Here is a 20,347-nt window from a genome sequence, read left to right on the forward strand (position 1 = left end):
ATAGCCACTCGCTATGCAAAAAATAGCGCGTCTTTTCTTGCCGCAGTGCAAATCCGTTGCCTTGTTCTTTGGCTGAAAATCTCATGACGACATCGTCTAGTGCTAACGTCGGTAGAAAGCCATGTGAAGCACCAGCACCGACAAGAAAGTTCAGATTATGATCGTAGATTTGATGTAAGTTAAATTCAGCAGTCATTTAAATCTATTTCCAAGCATAAGTCATGTCGATAGAAAGACTGAATAGCCACCGAATAAGACGACATAGGCTGGCTACACAGATAAGAAACTTAATAGATATTGATTCATTAGCTAAATTTGGTCAAAGAGAAAAGCTAAAGAATATAACATATTGATGGATAAAATGAGTTAAAGTAGGCTGATAAAACTAGTCTTATTATGAAGTTATATTTGATGGATTAAATTCCAATTCACCCGTAACATAAGCTGTTGACCCTACTCACCACAGCCGTTAATATTCCACTTACACTAATGATCCATCGCCTGTCAGGATCACCTTCGGGTGGCGAAGAAAAAACTCCTGTAGCCTGAAAGGGAGAGCAAGAATTGCGGTACATCTGCCCACCTTTGGAAGCGGATATTGCCAAGACACCTAAACCCTCGTCTGGCAATGAAGGTCTCTTAAACTAAAAATACGCCAAAAGGTGTTTTATCTTGTCACTGAAGTGTATTGAACGTGGATTCATACACTGGTGTTTCAAATCAACATAAATCCTATTTCTCTTGAATGAACAACAGGATAGTTTTTGCGTATCTGTTCATACTTTTATCTATCCCTGTTTGAATTACTCAACAGACAATCTTTCTACAGCTAATCCATTAACATGACTACCGTTTGACATTTAACTTTACGGCGTTTTGCTGTGCCTGATGGCACTTCAACGTTCGCACGATTTTTGTTGATTGTTTACAGAACTCAAGGCGTCACTTTTTGCGGATTTATCGCTGAAAGTGACGCCGCAGCCAAAAGGCAGCACAACCATTACAGGCTCACGCCTGCTTCACCAAGCAGTGAATCTGACACTGCATTTTTAGATTGAAAAAGGAGAAATTGACGATATCGAGGCTGGCTTTTAGCCGGTGGGGATGGCCTGTTAACACAGGCGGCAGTACTGCGTACTCAACCGATGCCCCGCAATACCTCAACCTGCGTTCACTCTGGCGCACAGATATCGATCAAGGGCAAGGCCAGTATTTTCTGTTTTGCTCGAACGGTCGCGCGCCAGAGATCGCATGCTATTAGGTATAAGTAGCGGGAGAAACTGATGAGCCGATTGATTAAAGAATTAAAATTTTTTGCCCGACAGGGTGGTGGCAGCCATAAGACCTGCCATGACCGTATTCGGATTGCAGGTCGTTTGGGCGCGCTGTTATTGAGCCTGAATATTCAGATTAAAAGCCTGAAGCATTTGAAAACAAAACATGTAGAACAGTATGTTGATGTCCGTTTATCTCAGGGCATTGCCAAGCGCACAGTGCAAAATGAAATGGCGGCACTGCGTAATATCTTCCGCATGGCAGGCCGGGAAAAGCTGGAAACCTCGCCACGTTTGAGCAATCAGGCATTGGGGTTAAGCGGAACCAGCCGTGCCGGAACGAAACAAGCAATCACTGATGCTACGTTTCAGGTTGTTTATCAAAAAGCCCTTGAACGTGATGCCGGGTTTGCCGTCACACTGAAACTCGCCCGCTTACTGGGATTACGTTCTCAGGAAGCGGTGCAATGTAGTGTTTCACTGAAAAGCTGGCGAAAACAGTTAGAGCAACCAGAGCCGAAACTGCATGTTGTCTTCGGTACAAAAGGCGGCCGACCACGGCAAACCCGTGTATTGGATGTTGCTATTGGATGTTGCCGCAGTGAAAGAGGCCGTCGAACAGGCAATTATCATTGCGGAACAACGTGACAGCAAGTTGATTAATAAACCTGATCTCAAACAGGCCATGAACTACTGGCGGACACATACAACAAAAATCGGTTTAACCGGTTGCCATTCTCCTCACAGTTTGCGTTATGCGTGGACACAGGATGCTCTGGCGTTTTACCAGCAGAATGGTTTTAGCCGTGAGGAAGCGAGAGCGTTGATTTCAATGAAATAAACCATGAGGTAAAATAATATATATTTTTTTTAATTTTATACTCATGGTTATAGTTTTTATTAAATCATTTTTTAATAATAAATTATTAAGGAATATATTTTGAAACGTTGTCAAAGATCGCCCGCATTCTCAGAAATAAAACAAGAGATACAAAAATATGCTAGAAACATGAATAAATGGTGGGGGAAATTACAGCACTATACAATTGCGGAATGGTCATTATTAATAGGTATAGGGTGCTGGGGCGTTCCAAATAAAGTAGCTCAAATAATTGCTTTTACACTCAGCTTGATGTTCTTTTTTGATAAGCTTTTTTCCATTGGTTATAAATATAGTTTCGCAAAAACGGAGAAGGCCATAAAGGAGAAAATAATAAAATTATATATCTCTGATGATGAAAGAGATATTTTATTTAAAAAATTAGATAATGTGAGAAGGTTCAAAAGTATTTGGAATTCTTGTTATGTATTCAAACGGAACTGGAAATTTATATTTGGAAGTACTTTTCTTGTGGGGTCATTTATCTATCAGCTTATGTTTAATGAAAATACTGATTATATAGTTAATATTTTTATATTAAATAAAATTGAAGGTATGTGATAGAAAATTAATGGATGTGTTATACCCATCGTAATTGAAGATGCTTGATTTTTCATTCGTATCAGAGCAGGATCGCACCCATGAAAATTACCTCTGACAGAGGCTCAAAAAGACGCCCTCGAATTGATGCACGATATGACTCGTGATGGGTGCGTACGTGACCGTATCAAGGCCGTGCTTTTAGCATCAGAAGCAACTGTCTTGAACACGATTTTTATGGCGTTATCTGCTGATACGAATCATTCCATTCTTCATCTTTTCTAATCATCGCATTTAAGATAGTCAGCAGTTTGCGCATACAAGCCACAAGAGCCACTTTTTTGGCCGTACCCGCCTTAACATCATGGGCGCCCTCAATTTGCAACAGATTGAAGAGACGGTTATTCGTGAATATCCGACGATTAACACGAAAAATGTCGTCCTGTTTTTCGGCTCAATCCGGGAAACTTATCCGCTGTCGCAAAAAATTCATCTCATTCTGGATGGAGCTGGTTACCACCGTGCTGAAATTGTGCAATTTTTTGCCGAAGTTCTGAATATCGAGTTGCATTATCTGCCGCCATACAGCCCTAATCTCAACCCGATTGAGCGATTATGGAAGTATGTGAATGAACAGGTAAGAAACAATATCTATTTCCCGGATGCCAAAACATTCCGTGAAACTCTTCATCATTTTTTCCATGTCACATTACCCGAAAAAGCACAGGAATTAACTACCCGACTGACAGATAATTTCCAGACTTTAATTCCTGCATCTTTAAGTTAATTGCGTATATACCAATCGCCTTTCAAGATGCGTCTTATATCTCCCCGCGTAGCGGGGAGATATAAACACTCTCGTTGGTTTGCAAACGGCAACTTGAAGTTAGATTGGTATATATAAAAAATATATTATGCGATTTTTATCACAATAATTTATCGTAAAGATATTGCGACCAAATAACAACCAATACACCTTACTTAGATTGCCAGCCATTCTCAACGGACAAAATAATGGGATAATCCATTTATTGAGCTGATAATCCAATGAATAATCCTGCAATGGTGGCGCTCATTAAATTGGATAAGGTTGCTGCTAATAGTGCTCTAATACCGAGTTGAGCGATATTAGCGGCTTTTTCTGGCACTGCTGCAATGAAAGCGCCGACGACAACCCCAATAGAACCGAAGTTAGCAAAGCCGCAAAGTGCAAATGAAATCACGGCAATTGTTTTAGGGTCCAGTCTAACGGCTGTATCCGTCAGGTAAGGAGAAAAATTTACATACGCGACAAATTCGTTAATTGCTAACTTCTGTCCGATCAGGTTGCCCGCCAGATCTGCATGCTCCTTACTGACCCCCATTAAGTAAGCAAGGGGCGAAAAAATATGGGCAAATACACTATCTAAACTGATACCCGCCAGGCCAAATTGGTTGCCAATGCTACCAATTACACCGTTTATCATCGCAATTAGGGCAATGAATGCCATAACCACTGTGGCGACCCCAACGGCAATTCTTAATCCGAGCATGGCACCGTTTGCCACGGATTCGATGACACTTGAGGGGCGATTTTCGCTAAATGAAATTTGTTCGAACTGTACCTGGGAAGGCTCCGTTGCTGGGCTGAGCAATCGAGCAAACAAGATCCCCCCAGGAATGGCCATCAACGATGCCGCTAACAAATATTCTATCGGAATCCCTAACCCTGCATAGCCGACTAACATAGAGCCCGCAAGCGAAGCCATACCGCTGCACATCACGGTGAATAGTTCATTACGGTTCATTTTGTTAACAAAAGGTTTTAAAACTGCCGGGAGTTCATTTTGCCCCAAAAAGATGGTTGTGACCGCCGCAAAGGCTTCTATTTTACTGATATTCATGGATTTTTGGAATGCATAGGCCAAGATATTGATCACCCATTTCATAATACCAAGATAATACAAAACAGAAATCAGGGTAGTGACAAAAATAATGGCGGGCAATACATGGAATGCAAAAATAAACCCCGCGCCATCAAACAGTTCATTCATTTTAGGACCAACTAAGCTACCAAAGATAAATGAACTTCCCGCTTCACTGTAAGCAATAATGGCATTAATGCCACTGGCCAGTTTGTGAATGAGCCATTTTCCAGCAGGAATGTAAAGCATAATGGCACCCAGACTGATTTGTAATAACAGGGCTGCACCTATCGTACGCAGGCTGATCTTTTTTTTGTTAACTGAAAATACGTACCCAATGCACAGGAGTAAGGCAATGCCGAATATGCCACGAAAAATATCCATTTATTTTTTATTTTCCTCATTTGGTTGATTTTAATTTGACTTTTATCTATATCTAATTCTGAAAATAGACACCCTGTTCTTCTGTATCAGAATAGTCTTTGTGGTGGGCATTTTTACTTCTTATTCCGCACAGGAAAAAACCCCACCATCTGTAAAATTATGTTTCCCTTTTAATAAAAAATAATGCTTTCTATGGTAGAACGTGACGTAATTCACTGTCTAATTTTGTCACACCCGAGAGAAATTATGATTGTCATATTACTGGTTTGGTACGCGGTGACATTTGAGGTTTCAGAAGTCGCGATGGTTTTATAAATTAAATGCGTCATTGATTGATATTAGAAATAACTAAAAACTGGGATATGGATACGGGGCAACATTACAGCCTACTATTGGGATGGAGTTGTGGTAGCGATGAGAACAACATCAATAAACACCCCTTATCCGCAAGTCCAGATAAATACTTGAAGATGAGCATTACCAAGTACTGGCGATAAATCATGCCAGGGAATGCTCGTTCTCATTCGGTAAAGACGCTTTCAAAGGCCAAACAATGTTCAGGTTTGTGATAAGTCCAACATTGATGCCGTAAATATTGGATTAAACTCCTGTGCGACGGTGAATAGACCGATTAATTTGCCATCAACGAAGACCACTATATCAATGGGCCAGTAGGCTCCCCATCCATCATGTTTACTAAAATCCTCAGCGCAGATTTCAGCCAAAGATTGAGGGCACAAACCACCTAACTTATTATTTTTTAGAGTATATCGATCTGCTTTATTCGCACCTATTACGGCGTACTCTATTTTCATTCAATCCCCCCAACCCCAGTATTCAATTTTTAGGACAAATTAGAATCAAATTACACATAACACTAATAATAGTGCATATGCAGTTAGGTGCTGAATTGATTACAAAAAAAGCGACATTTGTCAGATTACAAAAGTCTGGTGCCGTCAAAGGTGGGTGTAGAAACGATTGAGCGCAGCTAATTCGCTGAACTAACGAAAAACGGATCAATGCCTATAGGTTTATCATAACAATTCAGTGCATGGCATTGATATAAATGACAACACTGTTTTCATTAAGCCACGAGTTGCCTTGTCAGAGCTAATGTATGATTTACTCTTTATATGATCGGTATGGAGACCTGTTCAGGAGAGCACATTACTGGGCAGGTTACAATAACCGGGCACACATAAAAACTTGCGAATTGTGGCTGATAACACTTATCGAATTCACTGGTCCAGACACCATACCGGTATATAAACCACAACTAATATAATTATCAGAAACGATGTTTTCTACATTTCAAAAAATGTTTTTGATATAATAAAAAACATAACATCGGCAATATATCCTCACTTATACATTCAACCTAAAGTAAACGTGATAAACATCACGCTTTCATGTAATTTAACATCATTACCTCATGATGATTTTTCGCTATCAAGTAAAATTAAAACCCATTGTCTAAAATGTTTCATAACAACCTCAACACATTGGTTTTATTAAATTTTTAATAGCATAAAATATGGTTATCATGCTAATTTTTTTTATATCCTGATTTTTTGCTATTTTTTGGCACAAAATTTAAGACTATAATCACATTTTTAGCGAAAAGTTATATATCATTAAATTTACGATCTCTTTCCCACAACAGATACAACATATAAAAATGAGCTTTACTCCCCTTAACCAATGGAATAGAAATATGGTTGAAAACAATAAAAGGATTGAAGGATATAATATGAGGAAAATGGGTAACCTGGAATTCAGAATATTGCAACTTCTCAGGAAAAATCCTTTTCTCACCCAAGAAGAAGTCGCTGACATTATTGGTATCAGTCGTTCAAGCGTCGCAGGGCATATCCTGAACTTACAAAAAAAAGGCTATATAAAAGGTAAAGGTTATATTTTTTCCAGTGGAAATTATGTCGTAACCGTCGGTGCTTCCAACATAGATATCACTAGCTACGCATCTAATGAATTATTTAAAAAAGATTCCAACCCAGGGAAAACAAAATATACGCTAGGTGGTGTTGCTCGAAATGTTGCACATAATATTGCCATGTTAAAAAATGAAAGCTATTTAATCTCTGTTTTTGGTGACGACTCAAATGGAAAAAGACTTTTTAGAGAAACCCAGTTAGCCGGTGTTGATTTGGGGCACGCTCACAAATTAAATGATGAAAGAACATCGACCTATCATTCAATAATTGATAGTAATGGCGAGATACAAATTACTGCCGTCAGTGATATGGCTATTTTGAACAAACTCACGCCTGAATTATTGAACAAGTCAAAATCTCTAATTGAACGGGCGGGAATACTGGTTATCGACTGCAATCTGACAAGGGATGCACTGGAGTGGTTATTTAGACATTCAGGTAATGTCCCAATATTTGTTAATCCGGTTTCCACACATAAAGCCGGAATAATACGTCATTGGTTACCCTATATTCATACGATTAGACCCAATAGATTGGAAGCGGAAACAATCAGCGGTATTAAAATTAACTCAATAAAAGAGGTCCAATCGGTAACGTCATGGTTTCATGAACAAGGGGTTCAGAGAGTAATTTTAAGTATGGGCGCTGAAGGTGTGTATTATAGTGAACTGGATTATGTATCCGGGCATTTGCCGGCACTGCCTGTCAATATTGTCAATACTATGGGTTCCGGTGATGCCATGATGGCAGGGTTAGTTCATTGCGCTTTAGTCGGCATGGATTTTCAGGAAAGTGTACAGTTTGCACAACAATGCGCCGCCCACGTACTGGAGACAGAATTAACTTATTCACTTACCCTGTCTTCTTTCGCTGTTGAAAAGTTACTGGCCTTACTCTGATATTGCATTTTTTTCCCTACAGACATCATAAAACATAAAAATAAAAGGACTTAGGATATTTGGCTAAAGCCGGGCCAAAACCCGGCAATTTTTTTAATCTGTCCTCTATGACAAATTCCTACGCTTCCACACCTAATTATTTTTCTTTATGGCGATGAATAGTTTTTTACCAAAAACCTATACACTTCCAAATAAGCCTAAAAACTGCAAACTGTTGAGATTATGCCTATTCCCTCGGCTAGACACATCACATCCAAAAAATTGGTGAGGAATATCAAAAATATTGTTCGCTCACCAAAAAATATGAAAGGAAAGATATAATGGGGTGAAATACGCCCGTCAATGTGGAAATAGTAGTCGACAAGATTAAAACTGACAAACAAGCCCGGTATGGATACAATTTTGCAGATAAATATCCCAAAAACCTTGGGGATAACGTTTTAAATCGTTTTCTAAGACTGTTGGTTTTTGCCAGTCAAAACGATCAAGTCCCGCTTTTTTAATTGCAATTTCGTAGCTTTCCCGGCTCCAGCGATAAAAGGTGAAAGGGCTGGGGGGAGTTGTCAGAAATTCAGCCTGATAACGGAAACCATTTTTCCAAGGCTCCTCGCTCAAAATTGTAAAACCATAATTATCACAGTTTCCATTTTCTAATCGATAATCAGGCGACGCCATATAAGCGATTAATCTACCAGAGGGTTTTAAATGGTTAGCCGCGGCCTGAAACATGGTTTCAAGTTCATCCGTGGATTGTGCATAGTGGAATAAAAAAGCCGCGATGATGATATCAAATTTTCCGAGTGATTTCATTTCGCATACGTTTTGTACGTAAAATTCAATGTCATCACCACACTGCTTTGATTTAGCTTTGGCCAGTCCAATCATTTTTTCAGAAATATCGACACCGACAACTTTTGATGCCCCTCGTTGATGTAATTCCCGACCAAAATAACCATATCCGCAGGCTAAATCCAGTACTGATTTTCCGTGTATATCACCAACCATATTGAGTATGTCATGGAGTTCAGATTTTCGTTGTGCAACCGTATTGGAAAACTGTTCATAATGTTCCCCAATAGCATCATAATTTTCTCGTACATCCATTAGTAAAGCTCCTGATAAAAAGTCATTCTGCCTATTTATTTTTATGAAATAAGTCTGATAGGCAGATTATTATTAACCTGATGGCGATTTAGAACGGAATTCATGCGGATATAACCCACGTAAACTCTGGTTTTAGCCCGATGTGGATTGTCGCCGGATTAATCCCAAAGATTAATTTATCGAAAAAAAATTAGATATAATTATTTTTGTAACGCTACTAGCAGATATTATTCATAGCATCAGCATCCTGTTAATGTGAAACTCTCTTGACTCTTCCCGGTATTCTCGCCGAGTTGTAACCCAACGTGAACCACGGTGGGAAAGTTGACCTTTTACGCTTCGTTCACTGACCACGTCGTCAATTCCTTATCCAGAACTCGGGTTAATTAACTCAAGGGTTTCTTTTTGATAATGTAAAGCATCCTGGGTGACAATCGCCCCATCAAGCGCCAGTCATTCAATCAATTGTCGGGTAACTGGGTCTTCTTTACCGTTGCTTTCGGCGGCCCGATGGTACAGGGCAATCCCCGGCACCAGGTTAAAGGCCTGCTGAGCCCGCACGCCGACATTCATCAGCGCCTTAAATTGCTCCTCGTCATTCTGGTGTCCCGGCAAATAATGCTGGCCGGTCAGGTTAATCACCTGCTCACGGATCAGGCGCTGTTCATAAAAACCGTGCCCCAGACGTTTTGTAGTGATGTGATGGCCTTCTCAATTTCTGTCTCAATCCTCCTTCAAAGGGGAAAAATACAGTGGATTAGACTTCCTAATATCATAAAAAATAATATGCTGTCCGGAACCTTAGGTTGTCACGAGATTACTTGCGATTTAGTTATCTGCAAATACATTTACACCTGTAAGATTAGCTGTGAAATTCCATAGTCTTAAGGCTTCCGACGGATCAATCGCGTATTCACAAACACCGACAAAGGATCTTTCATAATCTGATGCAAGTCCGGTAATGTCACAATCTTCACAATAAAGTCCCCCCAGTCCATTCAAGGCCGGGTTTGTTGCTGCCCATACCTCAGTTGCAGCCCTTGTGCTGGAGATTTAAAGGTGGGATCAATCGGATTACCATCCCTATCCATCCATCCCTCGTTTGCCATCTCTTCATAAGACAGGTGTCGCTGGAGTGGGGTAAATATTTTTCCCGGATGCAAAGAAAATGCCCTGATGTTCCTGTTTTTTCCATACGTATCCAGTTGCAATGCAAAAAGCACATTAGCCGTTTTAGACTGTGCATATGCCACCCACTTGTCATAACCACGGGTAAACTGAATATCATCCCATCGAATTGGAGAATTATGATGACCAGCAGATGAAACACAGACTACTCGCCCTCCAGATCGGATATTGTTCCATATGAGATTCACCAGTACATAATGCCCAATATGATTTGTCGCAAACTGTGATTCCCATCCTGGGCCAACTCGTTTTTCTGGAGAAGCCATGATGCCAGCATTACAAATCACATAATCAAAGAGATATCTATTAGCATTGACATAAGCTGCCAATGTCCTGACAGAATTTATGTCCGAAAGATCAAGTGGAAGAATGGTAATATTGGTCAGCTCACTTAAGGCATTAGATGCACTCCCCATATCCCTTGCCCCCACCACCACATGAACACCTGCTTCTGATAGCGCTTTAGTCGCCTCATACCCCAATCCAGAATGTCCACCTGTGATAAAAGCTGTCTTACCTTTAATATCAATACCTTTAAGTACATCCGAGGCTGTTGATGACGCGTTGAATCCTGAATTGATCGGTTTTTGGACTCTCATAAATCCCCCACTAACTATTTTAGGATAACTCGGCTCTTACATGCGGAGTATAGAACTCCTCCAATGCAGCAATTTCATCATTATTAAGAAGTTGTTCTACTGATGTCACGCCAACGATTGGTGAAGCGATTGACGGTTTATAGCAGAATCATATTAATATGACATAATATCTAAACCTAAGATGACAAGGCATAACACGAGATGGGCTATAGCTTAGATTTTCGAAAGAGAGTACTGGCATACAAGGACAAGCATTCGTTGACTTTCGAGCAAACGAGTGCCCATTTTGACATCTCCATGCGTACCTTGTTTCGGTGGTGCAATAAGATAGAACCTTGCATGACCCGTGATAAGCCCGCCACGAAAATCCCTGATGCGGTGCTCATTGCGGATGTCCAAAACTTTCCCGATGACTATCAATGGGAAAGAGCAAAACGTTTAGGTGTCTCACAATCGGCCATTCATTACGCCTTGAAACGGCTTCGGATCACCCATAAAAAAAACACTAAAGCACCCTCGCGCTGATCCTCAGGCTCGTCAAGCCTTTATCGCGCGAATCAGCGACGATGAACGGACTGGCAGACCCATTGTTTATTTGGATGAAAGTGGTTTTGCTCAGTCGATGCCACGTAAACATGGGGATTCGGAAAAAGGGCTACGCTGTTTTGGAACGCATGACTGGCCCGCCAAAGGGCGTATTAACGCCATTGGCGCCATTATTGAAAATACCTTCGTCACCTTAAGCTTATTTACCGGGAACATGAATGGCGATGTTTTTAATGCGTGGGTGACGCAAGATTTACTGCCCAAGCTCCCACACGGGGCGGTGATAGTGATGGATAATGCCCCTTTCCATAAACGAAATGACACGACACAAGCGATAGCTGACAGCCGATGCCAACTGGAATGGTTTCCCGCCTATAGTCCCGATTTGAATCCCATCGAACACAAATGGGGGAAGCAAAAGCGATAAGAAGACAAAAAAGGTGTTCAGTTAATGAGCTGTTTACGGAGCATATTGAATGTGTCAGGTTATATTGATTTTGTTATAAGCACTTCCATTGGTTTGCAAACGGCAACTTGAAGTTGGATTGGTATAGGTCCATTACTACAATATGAATGGTGATGAATTATAAAATTTGTCTGTTTGCGGAGGCGTAATTCAGTGAGTTGTGAATTTGAAATTTGGTGCTGATAGTGAATACCTTTTATTGAATGTAGAGTATTATTGGTCTCCTGAATTGATTGAATTTTTACCGTTATAGGAATTACCATGCCGATTATTCAATAATCTGTGTGGCCGCCTTATTGTATTAATTTTTCTCAGTGCTGAGACGGTTTTTATTAATTCCTGACCTGTCATTTTATGCCATTCTGCCATCAGAACATGCCACCCAAACGGAATTCAAACCGTACTTTCCAATATTGATGAGCCGATTTTATTGATATTCACAGGCGGAGCAGTTTCCCCACCGCCTTCATGTTATTTAGCAATATGTATTGTTGATTAAATGAGGGAATAATTATGCAAGATAAAAAGCCTAATGTACCTGTTGCAGAAGATTGTACGCTTGTGATCGTTACAACCCCCATATACGTCAAAGAAACCATTGAAGAACACGCTCAAAGCCGTAACCATCCAGATGCAACACTGCAAGATAAAGGATTTGTTGTTCTGAGCAATGATACGGGTAGTGATAGTGAGACGATGGCAGCAACACCAAAGGCCGTTAAAACGGCGTATGATTTGGCGAGTACGGCGAACAACAGCGCCAATAATGCGAACAATGTCGCTAATAGCGCAAATGACAATGCCAATACCCGCTTAGCGAAAGACCAGAACGGAGCAGATATACCGGATAAGAAACAGTTTATTCAGAACCTTGGAATAGAGTCATTAATGGAAGAATTATCCTTTCCTGTCGGGGTGCCTGTTCCTTGGCCTACGGAAACACCGCCAGAAGGCTGGCTAATATGTAATGGTGCCTCGTTTGATACAGTAAGATATCCGAAACTTGCGCTTGCTTATCCCTCTGGCGTGCTACCTGATTTGCGAGGGGAGTTTATTCGCGGCTGGGATAATGGGCGAGGAGTCGACGCTGGGCGACAACTACTTTCTAATCAAGTGGCAGATATCGCTCCACATAGCCACAGAGTTCATCGTATGTGGTCCAGCTCAACTGCCGGAGCCGAGAATTTAGGTACAGGAAACCGCATTTTCAATAGTGTCAACACAAACATTAACTACGGAGCTGATCCCAGAGGATTGGGAATTGCTATAGGAATGGGGTCTGGTGGTTATGGTTATATGGATAATGCGATTGCTAATTCAACAGGGACAGAAACTCGTCCTCGTAACATCTCATTCAATTACATAGTAAGAGCAGCTTAATTCTGGGCTAATACATTCCAACCCGCCCCTCTGTCCTTACTTTGGTTGCTTAGATTGGCTAATTTTTCGGTATCGAGACATGGATGTCTAAACAACATCCCTTGTGAATATCATATACTCACATTGCCTGCCAGTAAGAAGCGGGCGAATACACAGCACATAGTTAATGGAAAGGCTTAAAATTACCTTTACCTTATGAGTTTGTCTTTTAGAATAGTGATAATCATTAATTATTTGATAGCCGGATTGCCTTATTGTTTTGTAATAAACGGTATAAAGAAAGCAAAATCGATTGGCAAGTTGCAGCGTAACCAATCGTGCTGCAACTTGAAATAGGACATTTATGGGTTATGCAACGCGATAATAGATTCAATCTCTATTTGCAAATCTGGGTGAATGAAATTGGATACTTCAACCAGAGAACAAGAAGGCAAATTTCCTTCATAGAAATCAAATAACAATGGACGAATTAATGGAAGTTGGTTAATGTTTTTAACGAAAATAGTGAATTTTACCAAATCTGATTTATGCCGGTTTTCCTGTTCAAGTATTGAGGTAATTTGTTGGAGAATGGAAAACGTTTGTGATTCAACATCCTGGTTTTGTGCTTCTGTGCCAAGAGCCGTTAAACCTGAAACATATAACAGGCCATGATGTTTGGTGGCATGTACATAGGGACCTTTGATTTGAGGCAAATTATCATAATTTATGCGAATAACCAAAATAATTCTCCTTAATGATTTCGACCTATATGCCTTTATTTTTCGAATTGCATTGTGATTGTCTGATCTGTGACCTGAAATGTCTGAGTATGTTATTCTAATGTCAAAGCGTATCTGTCGTAAAAACTTGTACAATATCGGTCAAGTTTAAGGATAAATAATGTTGTGTATGCTCATATTCAAAATGTTTTTTTAATGACTCGTGATCAGTAAATTTTTCCCACATAATAAAAGTGTGTGGGTTTTCACGAGATTGTTGGATAAAGAATATTTCACAGCCTGGCTCTAAGCGTGTTTTCTGTTGCAACGTTTTTAGTTCTTTCACAACGATATCAAGATCTGCATTCTCGTTAGCTTTAATTTCTGCTGTGACAAAATATCCATGATTATACATATTTATTGACCTTATGTTTTTTGATGAAGTGTTTAAATTCAATGTAAACACTTTTTATTAATTCCTAAGAAATAATATACCCTTAAATTTAAGGTTTAAACAAGTTATAGTCACTCAGTTCAATTGTCTGTTTTTGTTATTATGTTCAAAAAAATATTCTTAAATTGTTCAATGGCAGTTTCTTGGTTATTGAGGTTTATAAAATATAAAGATTGCCATTTTTGTGTTTCAATTGCCTGTTTTGATGTAGGGAAAACCCAGGTAGGATAGACTCGAATACCTCTTTTGCCTGATTTGGTTTGACTTGAGAAAATACCTTTTTTTATCAGTATAGGTGAGTCAAACAAAAAAATGCCTTTTTGATGTTCTGAAAAGGTCACTATTAGGCAAAAATCAATGTTATCCTTTTTTTCAAAAGGCATTATTTCTGAATCTGGAGTCGGCCTTTTCCAGAGGGTAACAAATTGCCCTTGTTTATTCGGTGTTGTTTTAGCTTGACGAAAAACGATTGATTTACCATCCAGTTGGAACCGTATGGCATGATAATCACGGCTTTCTATTTCGAGGTAGGGAACAGACGTTAATGGGTACTCAGAAGGAAGTAGAAGAGACTCTTTTATTTCGATAAAGATATCAGGCAGGTTATTTATACTTTGTTTTAATGACGCCAATTTGTACTTCCTCTTTCTTGATATGATTAAATCAACAGGAAATGATTGCTTGTATGAAATTATGCAAGACAACGTTATCATTTTATTGTAAATAGCATAAGCCCCTGTCTAAAAAGACAGGGGCTTATGCTGGAGGGAATAAACGCGCTTAATTAAGATAAAGGGTCAGGGCCATACCCGGTTTTATCTCTTTGGCTTTGATGTCTTTATTCCAATTGATCAAATCATCAAGATCTACACCGTGGCGTTTAGCGATGCTGAAAAATGAATCGCCTTTACGCACATGATAGGTGACCGGACCACTGTTATCTATTTTCAGGACTTGACCAATCTTGAGCCTATCCGCTGTTTTTATATTGTTCAGCTTTTGTAGCTCGCGGTGAGTCGTCTTGAAGCGTTTTGCAATCGCTGACAATGTATCTCCGGCACGAACCGTATAGTGGCTTTGTTGCTGCAACTTGTGGCTATTGTGTTTAACCGCCAGCCGGATGTCTTTCAAGACGTTTTTATCTGTCAAGGATGCCTTAAATTGGTGGACGTTCTTTCTCGGCAGCATGATGTAATGCGGCCCATAAGGAGACGTCATACCCTGTTTATAGCCTGGGTTATATGCCCTGATTGATGTCAACGACAGTCCAGCTAGCTCAGCCGCTTGTGACAACATGATTGGTTGTCCTATTTCGACCTTCGCCAGTGCGTGTTGGTTGTCAGGCTTCGGGAATTTGAAACCAAACTTTTCGTTATGGCGAATGATATTACTCAGTGCCAATATCTTGGGAACATAGTGCATTGTTTCCCGTGGCAGTGGTAATGACCAGAAATCTGTTGGTTTCCCTTGGGCTTGATTGTCTTTGATTGCACGTATAACCCTGCCTTCTCCGCTGTTGTAAGCGGCGATAGTCAAAAGCCAATCCCCATTGAATCGGGTGTTGAGGTATTCAAGCATATCAAGGGCGACGGTTGTTGATGCTGCAATGTCACGACGAGCATCGTACCATTTATCTTGTTTCAGACCGTAATAACGGCCTGTACTTGGGATAATCTGCCATAAACCTGCCGCCTTAGCGTAGGAAGTGGCATGAGGATCAAAAGCACTCTCCACTATGGGCAGCAATACCAGTTCCATTGGCATATGTCGGTTATCAAGTTGCTCAACTATCCAATAAATGTACGGTTCTGCACGTAATATCACATTTTGGATATGGCTCTTGTGTTTCAAATAATAGCCTTGTTGTTCGTTCACCCTGCTATTATCAGGAACTTCCATCTTCAACTCATCGCGGATATGTCCCCATAAATCTTGTTGGGCTGTCGGACTTACCTTCCAGTTTGCGAGATCATCGGATTCTGCAATACCGTCTACTTTCTGATTCGTTGAAGACATCTTCTGTGCTTGTTGCTGGGAAGGAGCCTCTGTTTGTAGGCTCGATTGACACCCAGCAAGAAGAACAGAGGTGAACAGGATCGCTTTTGTCTTCATGTTCTCTTCTGATGTTTGCCTAAAAGGCGAGCAATAATACTGGCCTATTACCGAGAAGACAACCCAATAAAATTAAAATCGATCTTTATAAGCTCTTAACTGCTGAAATATAGAAGAAAGTGGTATTGAATTCGGTTTGATACCGATATTTTTTTGTAAATCAATATCGTGACAATTTAAGAAAACATTGATTTTTTTCTCTGTTTGTAAATTTGTCGGGACGGTTGCCTGGTTATTTTCACGTAATTTAAGAATTTCTTGATAATAATCGTGAATAACCTGATTGTTAGGTAATACCGCTTTTGCAAATTTCATATTTGCCACAGTGTATTCGTGGGCACAGCAGATCAATGTATCATCGGGTAATAATGAAATCTTTTCCAGAGAGGAATACATTTGTTCGGCTGTGCCTTCAAATAAACGCCCACAACCGCCAGAAAACAGGGTATCTCCACAAAATAAATAAGGGGCCTGATAGAATGCAATGTGACCAAGTGTATGTCCGGGCAGCTCTATGACACGGAAAGAAAAACTTTCTATTTTAATGGTGTTATTTTCATGGACAATATGCGTTGTCCCTTTGCCTTGCGTCTCCCCAGGACCATATACGGGGAGTCCGGGATATTGTTTGAGTAATCCAGGAACCCCGCCAACGTGATCATGATGGTGGTGTGTCAGCAGGATCGCGGCGGGAATAAGCTGATTTGCTGCTAGAATATCAATGACGGGCTGTGATTCAGCGGGATCGATAATGACACAATGCTTGTTTGTATCACAAAGTAACCAAATGTAGTTATCTGAAAGGACAGGAACCCTGATAAGCTCCATTATACACCTCATGTTCATAGTAGGTTTATAGTCGGTTGAAAGGAAGATGACATGCGATCAGCACGTTCAATCAAGCAAATAACCCCCCCTGCTTCTTGGGTTGAGTTACCGTGGGGAGAGTATTACCGCGTCGCCCTGGAACGTCAATTGGAACCGTGGTGGCCAAAGATCTTTGGTTTTCATTTAGTGAAAATCGGTAACTTAAGCGCCGAAATTGATACGCGTTCCTGTTTGGTCAGCCATCAAGTCAATATTGGGTTACAAGGGCAGAATATGAATGTCATTACTGATCCCAATTACCTCCCCTTTGCAACAAAATCGGTTGATGCCTGTTTGTTGGCACATATGTTGACTTACAGCATTGATCCTCATTGGCTCTTGAGAGAAGTTGATAGGATCATGATCGATGATGGCTGGCTAGTTATCAGTGGCTTCAATCCAATAAGTCTATTGGGTTTCAGGAAAGTGATTACCCCGATATATCGTCGGCAATCTTGCAAGGCTCAGATGTTTTCAATGTTGCGCCAACTTGATTGGTTGCGTCTTCTTAATTATGAAGTTATTCATCATGCTAACTTTCATGTTTTACCGTGGCAAACGGGAAAGCATCTTGATAACGCCTGTCTGTCAATATTGGGTTGTCTGAATGTGATTATTGCCCGCAAGCGGACAATACCGTTGACATTAAACCCCATGCGGGCGACATTGTTGAAACCGAGATTCAGTAATGCGTTGGGTGCAGTGAAAAATATTCACCGACGCGATTAATTGGCAGGCTAATTTTCGCTTTCGATATAGCCATTATCCGCTTGGGTAGGGTGATTAGCGGCTGTGCGAGCCAACTCATCACACTGCTCATTCTCACGATGTCCGGCGTGGCCTTTGACCCAGCGCCAATCAATGTCGTGTAGTGAGATAGCGTTATCAAGTCGCTGCCAGAGATCAATATTGACGACGGGAGATTTGTCGGCTTTTTTCCAGCCGCGTTTTTTCCAGTTATGGATCCATTGGGTGATCCCTTGACGCACATACTGGCTATCCGTCGTCAAGATCACGGTACAGGGGCGTTTGAGCGATTCCAGCCCTATTATGGCTGCCATTAATTCCATGCGGTTATTGGTTGTGCGGAAATACCCCCCGCTCAAGGTTTTTTCTCGTTGTTGGTAGCGGAGTAAAACGCCATATCCGCCGGGACCAGGATTGCCGAGGCAAGAACCATCGGTGAAAATTTCTACCTGTTTGTTCATCTTTGGTAGACTCTTCCTATATCGTCTTTAATCAAACTCTAAGTCTGACATAAAAAAACACTATGAGCACTGCTATTACCCGTCAAATCGTCCTCGATACCGAAACAACCGGTATGAACAAGTTAGGTGTTCACTATGAGGGACACAACATCATTGAAATTGGTGCTGTGGAGGTTATCAACCGTCGTCTGACAGGACGCCATTTTCATATTTATATCAAACCGGAACGCTTAGTTGATCCCGAAGCGTTTGAGGTTCACGGCATCAGTGATGAATTTTTGCAGGATAAACCGAAATTCGCTGATATTGCGGATGAATTCATTGCGTTTATTCGTGGGGCTGAGTTGATTATTCATAACGCAACGTTTGATATCGGCTTTATGGATTATGAATTCAGTAAACTGAAGCGCGATATTCCCCCCACCGCTGAGTTTTGTACTATTACAGATAGCCTGACATTGGCGAGGAAACTTTTTCCCGGCAAGCGTAATAACCTCGATGCATTGTGTGACCGTTATCATATTGATAACTCAAAGCGTACTCTCCACGGGGCATTGCTTGATGCCGAAATTCTGTCTGATGTTTATCTGGCCATGACCGGTGGCCAGACATCATTGGCTTTTTCAATGGAAGGGGAGATATCAGGCAGTACGCAGGTTGCAGAAATCCAGAAAATTACTCGTCCGCAGGCAGGACTGAAAATTGTTTATGCTTCTGATGAAGAATTAATCCAGCATGAATCTCGTTTGGATTTGGTGGAAAAGAAAGGGGGAAGTTGTCTTTGGCGCCGAAAACCTGAACAGCCCCATTAAAAACAGCGGCAAAATGGTGATAAGTGCATGATTGAGGTGAAAAACTGTGCAAATGAACCATTTTGTTATAAAAAGCGATTGACGGATTTTAGTGTAGCCCGTATTATCCACCCCGTTCTCAACCAGAACACCCTGCGGTGCGGTAGTTCAGTTGGTTAGAATACCGGCCTGTCACGCCGGGGGTCGCGGGTTCGAGTCCCGTCCGCACCGCCAGAATTTATAAGCCCTGAGTTTTTGACTCAGGGCTTTCGTTTTTTACAGAACATCTCAAATCAACTTATAAAAATAGGTTGTCCCTGAAAATTCGCCATTGGCATCGATGACAAAATTGGGGATCTGCCCGACTTCAATAAAACCACATTTTCGATAAAGCGCGGAAGCTGGATCGTGAGTGCGTGTATCCAACACTAATAAATGGCGTCGATATTGTTTCGCTAAGCGTTCGAGTTCATTCATTAATTTCCTACCTATCCCACGCTGGCGGTAAGCGGTGTGTACCATCAGTTTTTCCACGTCGGCGCGATGTGGGCCATTCTTTTTCTTGCAAAGAGAAAGTTGTACTGAACCTGCGATATTTTCACCGTCTAACGCGATAAGCAGTAATCGATGACCAGATGTGAGATCTGCTTCAACATCTCGCCAATATTGTTCCGCTTCGTTCTCTTCTAATGGTGCAATAAAGCCGATGGAGGCATGACTTTCGACGCAATCATGCAGCAAGTGGATAAGTTGATCGCGTTTTGTATTGATAGCATTTAATTGCATGACGACTGGAACTACGATTGAACCAGATATAGGGTTGGATTTTGTCATGTGTTATTGATTTTGAAATGATAAGCGATTAAATAACCTACAATAAAATTTTTGCCATGTATACCAATCTAACTTCAAGATGCGTGTGATTTCTCCCCGCAAAGCGGGGAGAAATCAGGTTTCATATCGTGTTGTAAATTGCAACTTGAAGTTTAATGCGTATATACCAATCGCCATTGAAGATGCTTGATTTTTTATCCAAACCCGATCATGCTTACGACCATGAAAATTCATCTGACACCAGAACAAAAACGCGCCCTC

Annotated in this window: 18 protein-coding genes, 1 tRNA gene and 5 pseudogenes; 11 read left to right on the forward strand and 13 right to left on the reverse strand. The window is 40.9% G+C overall.

Translation table 11 applies throughout. The features are described from left to right. From Xkoz_RS14415 to Xkoz_RS14425, 3 genes and pseudogenes are all read left to right on the forward strand, one after another. A pseudogene (locus Xkoz_RS14415) lies at positions 1–87 on the forward strand (IS5/IS1182 family transposase); the annotation flags it as partial. Positions 88–1,283: 1,196 nt separating this feature from the next. Then, a pseudogene (locus Xkoz_RS14420) lies at positions 1,284–2,115 on the forward strand (integrase domain-containing protein). 99 nt (positions 2,116–2,214) lie between these two features. After that, positions 2,215–2,715 carry a hypothetical protein gene (locus Xkoz_RS14425; RefSeq protein WP_208615269.1) on the forward strand — a complete coding sequence of 167 codons (501 nt, stop codon included), beginning with the start codon at positions 2,215–2,217 and terminating at the stop codon, positions 2,713–2,715. A 214-nt stretch (positions 2,716–2,929) separates the two neighbouring features. Here the strand turns inward: Xkoz_RS14425 and Xkoz_RS23060 are convergent. After that, positions 2,930–3,049, reverse strand: a pseudogene (locus Xkoz_RS23060) (IS110 family transposase); the annotation flags it as partial. On the opposite strand from Xkoz_RS23060, the pseudogene Xkoz_RS14430 reads away from it, so the two are divergent. Then, positions 3,041–3,481: pseudogene (locus tag Xkoz_RS14430) on the forward strand (IS630 family transposase); the annotation flags it as partial. The pseudogenes Xkoz_RS23060 and Xkoz_RS14430 sit on opposite strands and share 9 nt — an antisense overlap. Positions 3,482–3,722: 241 nt before the next feature. On the opposite strand, the gene Xkoz_RS14435 reads toward Xkoz_RS14430, so the two are convergent. Both Xkoz_RS14435 and Xkoz_RS14440 read right to left on the reverse strand, forming a co-directional pair. After that, positions 3,723–4,982, reverse strand: a complete 1,260-nt coding sequence (locus Xkoz_RS14435) for a NupC/NupG family nucleoside CNT transporter (protein ID WP_099142831.1) — start codon at positions 4,980–4,982, stop codon at positions 3,723–3,725. A 557-nt stretch (positions 4,983–5,539) separates the two neighbouring features. Continuing rightward, entirely contained in the window at positions 5,540–5,797 is a 258-nt protein-coding gene (locus tag Xkoz_RS14440) for a hypothetical protein (protein ID WP_099142832.1), read from the reverse strand. Between the two features lie 947 nt (positions 5,798–6,744). Here Xkoz_RS14440 and Xkoz_RS14445 point away from each other — a divergent pair. Continuing rightward, a complete protein-coding gene (locus tag Xkoz_RS14445; RefSeq protein WP_099142896.1) occupies positions 6,745–7,836 on the forward strand; it encodes a PfkB family carbohydrate kinase in 1,092 nt (363 codons plus the stop codon). A 366-nt stretch (positions 7,837–8,202) separates the two neighbouring features. On the opposite strand, the gene Xkoz_RS14450 is transcribed toward Xkoz_RS14445, so the two are convergent. From Xkoz_RS14450 to Xkoz_RS14460, 3 genes and pseudogenes are all read right to left on the reverse strand, one after another. Further along, positions 8,203–8,940, reverse strand: a complete 738-nt coding sequence (locus Xkoz_RS14450) for a class I SAM-dependent DNA methyltransferase (RefSeq protein ID WP_099142833.1) — start codon at positions 8,938–8,940, stop codon at positions 8,203–8,205. A 369-nt stretch (positions 8,941–9,309) separates the two neighbouring features. Then, a pseudogene (locus Xkoz_RS25945) lies at positions 9,310–9,468 on the reverse strand (ISAs1 family transposase); the annotation flags it as partial. A gap of 470 nt (positions 9,469–9,938) precedes the next feature. Beyond that, positions 9,939–10,727: an SDR family NAD(P)-dependent oxidoreductase gene (locus Xkoz_RS14460; RefSeq protein ID WP_244183482.1), complete on the reverse strand. Its 789-nt coding sequence runs from the start codon at positions 10,725–10,727 to the stop codon at positions 9,939–9,941. Positions 10,728–10,928: 201 nt separating this feature from the next. Between Xkoz_RS14460 and Xkoz_RS14465 the strand changes: the two genes are divergently transcribed. The 3 genes from Xkoz_RS14465 (at position 10,929) to Xkoz_RS14475 (ending at position 13,119) form a co-directional block, all read left to right on the forward strand. Then, positions 10,929–11,252, forward strand: a complete 324-nt coding sequence (locus Xkoz_RS14465; RefSeq protein WP_099142835.1) for an IS630 transposase-related protein — start codon at positions 10,929–10,931, stop codon at positions 11,250–11,252. A 22-nt stretch (positions 11,253–11,274) separates the two neighbouring features. Next, positions 11,275–11,700 carry a transposase gene (locus tag Xkoz_RS14470; RefSeq protein WP_244183486.1) on the forward strand — a complete coding sequence of 142 codons (426 nt, stop codon included), beginning with the start codon at positions 11,275–11,277 and terminating at the stop codon, positions 11,698–11,700. Positions 11,701–12,300: 600 nt separating this feature from the next. Continuing rightward, the gene (locus Xkoz_RS14475; RefSeq protein WP_244183483.1) at positions 12,301–13,119 is read left to right on the forward strand and encodes a tail fiber protein; all 819 of its coding nucleotides are present in this window, start codon (positions 12,301–12,303) and stop codon (positions 13,117–13,119) included. 341 nt (positions 13,120–13,460) lie between these two features. Here the strand turns inward: Xkoz_RS14475 and Xkoz_RS14480 are convergent, their stop codons facing one another. From Xkoz_RS14480 to gloB, 5 genes are all read right to left on the reverse strand, one after another. After that, the gene (locus Xkoz_RS14480) at positions 13,461–13,841 is read right to left on the reverse strand and encodes a RidA family protein (protein WP_099142837.1); all 381 of its coding nucleotides are present in this window, start codon (positions 13,839–13,841) and stop codon (positions 13,461–13,463) included. A gap of 103 nt (positions 13,842–13,944) precedes the next feature. Next, the gene (locus Xkoz_RS14485) at positions 13,945–14,235 is read right to left on the reverse strand and encodes a putative quinol monooxygenase (RefSeq protein WP_099142838.1); all 291 of its coding nucleotides are present in this window, start codon (positions 14,233–14,235) and stop codon (positions 13,945–13,947) included. Positions 14,236–14,354: 119 nt separating this feature from the next. Further along, complete coding sequence (locus Xkoz_RS14490) at positions 14,355–14,906, reverse strand: MepB family protein (protein ID WP_208615270.1); 552 nt, start codon at positions 14,904–14,906, stop codon at positions 14,355–14,357. A gap of 148 nt (positions 14,907–15,054) precedes the next feature. Beyond that, positions 15,055–16,386: a murein transglycosylase D gene (gene mltD / locus Xkoz_RS14495; RefSeq protein ID WP_099142840.1), complete on the reverse strand. Its 1,332-nt coding sequence runs from the start codon at positions 16,384–16,386 to the stop codon at positions 15,055–15,057. Positions 16,387–16,458: 72 nt separating this feature from the next. Next, positions 16,459–17,214 carry a hydroxyacylglutathione hydrolase gene (gloB, locus tag Xkoz_RS14500; RefSeq protein ID WP_099142841.1) on the reverse strand — a complete coding sequence of 252 codons (756 nt, stop codon included), beginning with the start codon at positions 17,212–17,214 and terminating at the stop codon, positions 16,459–16,461. A gap of 51 nt (positions 17,215–17,265) precedes the next feature. Between gloB and Xkoz_RS14505 the strand changes: the two genes are divergently transcribed. Beyond that, on the forward strand, positions 17,266–17,982 hold the full coding sequence (locus Xkoz_RS14505; RefSeq protein ID WP_099142842.1) for a methyltransferase domain-containing protein: 717 nt from the start codon (positions 17,266–17,268) through the stop codon (positions 17,980–17,982). 8 nt (positions 17,983–17,990) lie between these two features. Here Xkoz_RS14505 and rnhA read toward each other — a convergent pair whose 3' ends face one another. Continuing rightward, positions 17,991–18,461: a ribonuclease HI gene (gene rnhA, locus Xkoz_RS14510; RefSeq protein WP_099142843.1), complete on the reverse strand. Its 471-nt coding sequence runs from the start codon at positions 18,459–18,461 to the stop codon at positions 17,991–17,993. A gap of 62 nt (positions 18,462–18,523) precedes the next feature. Here rnhA and dnaQ point away from each other — a divergent pair, with 62 nt between their 5' ends. Both dnaQ and Xkoz_RS14520 read left to right on the forward strand, forming a co-directional pair. Continuing rightward, positions 18,524–19,273: a DNA polymerase III subunit epsilon gene (gene dnaQ / locus Xkoz_RS14515; RefSeq protein ID WP_099142844.1), complete on the forward strand. Its 750-nt coding sequence runs from the start codon at positions 18,524–18,526 to the stop codon at positions 19,271–19,273. A 136-nt stretch (positions 19,274–19,409) separates the two neighbouring features. After that, positions 19,410–19,486, forward strand: a tRNA-Asp gene (locus Xkoz_RS14520). 54 nt (positions 19,487–19,540) lie between these two features. On the opposite strand, the gene Xkoz_RS14525 is transcribed toward Xkoz_RS14520, so the two are convergent. Further along, positions 19,541–20,086, reverse strand: a complete 546-nt coding sequence (locus Xkoz_RS14525) for a GNAT family N-acetyltransferase (RefSeq protein ID WP_208615271.1) — start codon at positions 20,084–20,086, stop codon at positions 19,541–19,543. Positions 20,087–20,347: the final 261 nt, after the last annotated feature.

Source organism: Xenorhabdus kozodoii (assembly GCF_002632875.1).
GTDB lineage: Bacteria > Pseudomonadota > Gammaproteobacteria > Enterobacterales > Enterobacteriaceae > Xenorhabdus > Xenorhabdus kozodoii.

Excerpts from the sequence above, each read along its gene's own strand:
- rnhA (WP_099142843.1), bottom strand. The coding sequence starts at position 18,461 with ATGAACAAACAGGTAGAAATTTTCACCGATGGTTCTTGCCTCGGCAAT.
- Xkoz_RS14445 (WP_099142896.1), top strand. The coding sequence starts at position 6,745 with ATGGGTAACCTGGAATTCAGAATATTGCAACTTCTCAGGAAAAATCCT.
- Xkoz_RS14525 (WP_208615271.1), bottom strand. The coding sequence starts at position 20,086 with ATGACAAAATCCAACCCTATATCTGGTTCAATCGTAGTTCCAGTCGTC.
- Xkoz_RS14465 (WP_099142835.1), top strand. The coding sequence starts at position 10,929 with ATGGGCTATAGCTTAGATTTTCGAAAGAGAGTACTGGCATACAAGGAC.
- mltD (WP_099142840.1), bottom strand. The coding sequence starts at position 16,386 with ATGAAGACAAAAGCGATCCTGTTCACCTCTGTTCTTCTTGCTGGGTGT.
- gloB (WP_099142841.1), bottom strand. The coding sequence starts at position 17,214 with ATGGAGCTTATCAGGGTTCCTGTCCTTTCAGATAACTACATTTGGTTA.
- Xkoz_RS14505 (WP_099142842.1), top strand. The coding sequence starts at position 17,266 with ATGCGATCAGCACGTTCAATCAAGCAAATAACCCCCCCTGCTTCTTGG.
- Xkoz_RS14450 (WP_099142833.1), bottom strand. The coding sequence starts at position 8,940 with ATGGATGTACGAGAAAATTATGATGCTATTGGGGAACATTATGAACAG.
- Xkoz_RS14440 (WP_099142832.1), bottom strand. The coding sequence starts at position 5,797 with ATGAAAATAGAGTACGCCGTAATAGGTGCGAATAAAGCAGATCGATAT.
- Xkoz_RS14460 (WP_244183482.1), bottom strand. The coding sequence starts at position 10,727 with ATGAGAGTCCAAAAACCGATCAATTCAGGATTCAACGCGTCATCAACA.
- Xkoz_RS14435 (WP_099142831.1), bottom strand. The coding sequence starts at position 4,982 with ATGGATATTTTTCGTGGCATATTCGGCATTGCCTTACTCCTGTGCATT.
- Xkoz_RS14485 (WP_099142838.1), bottom strand. The coding sequence starts at position 14,235 with ATGTATAATCATGGATATTTTGTCACAGCAGAAATTAAAGCTAACGAG.
- dnaQ (WP_099142844.1), top strand. The coding sequence starts at position 18,524 with ATGAGCACTGCTATTACCCGTCAAATCGTCCTCGATACCGAAACAACC.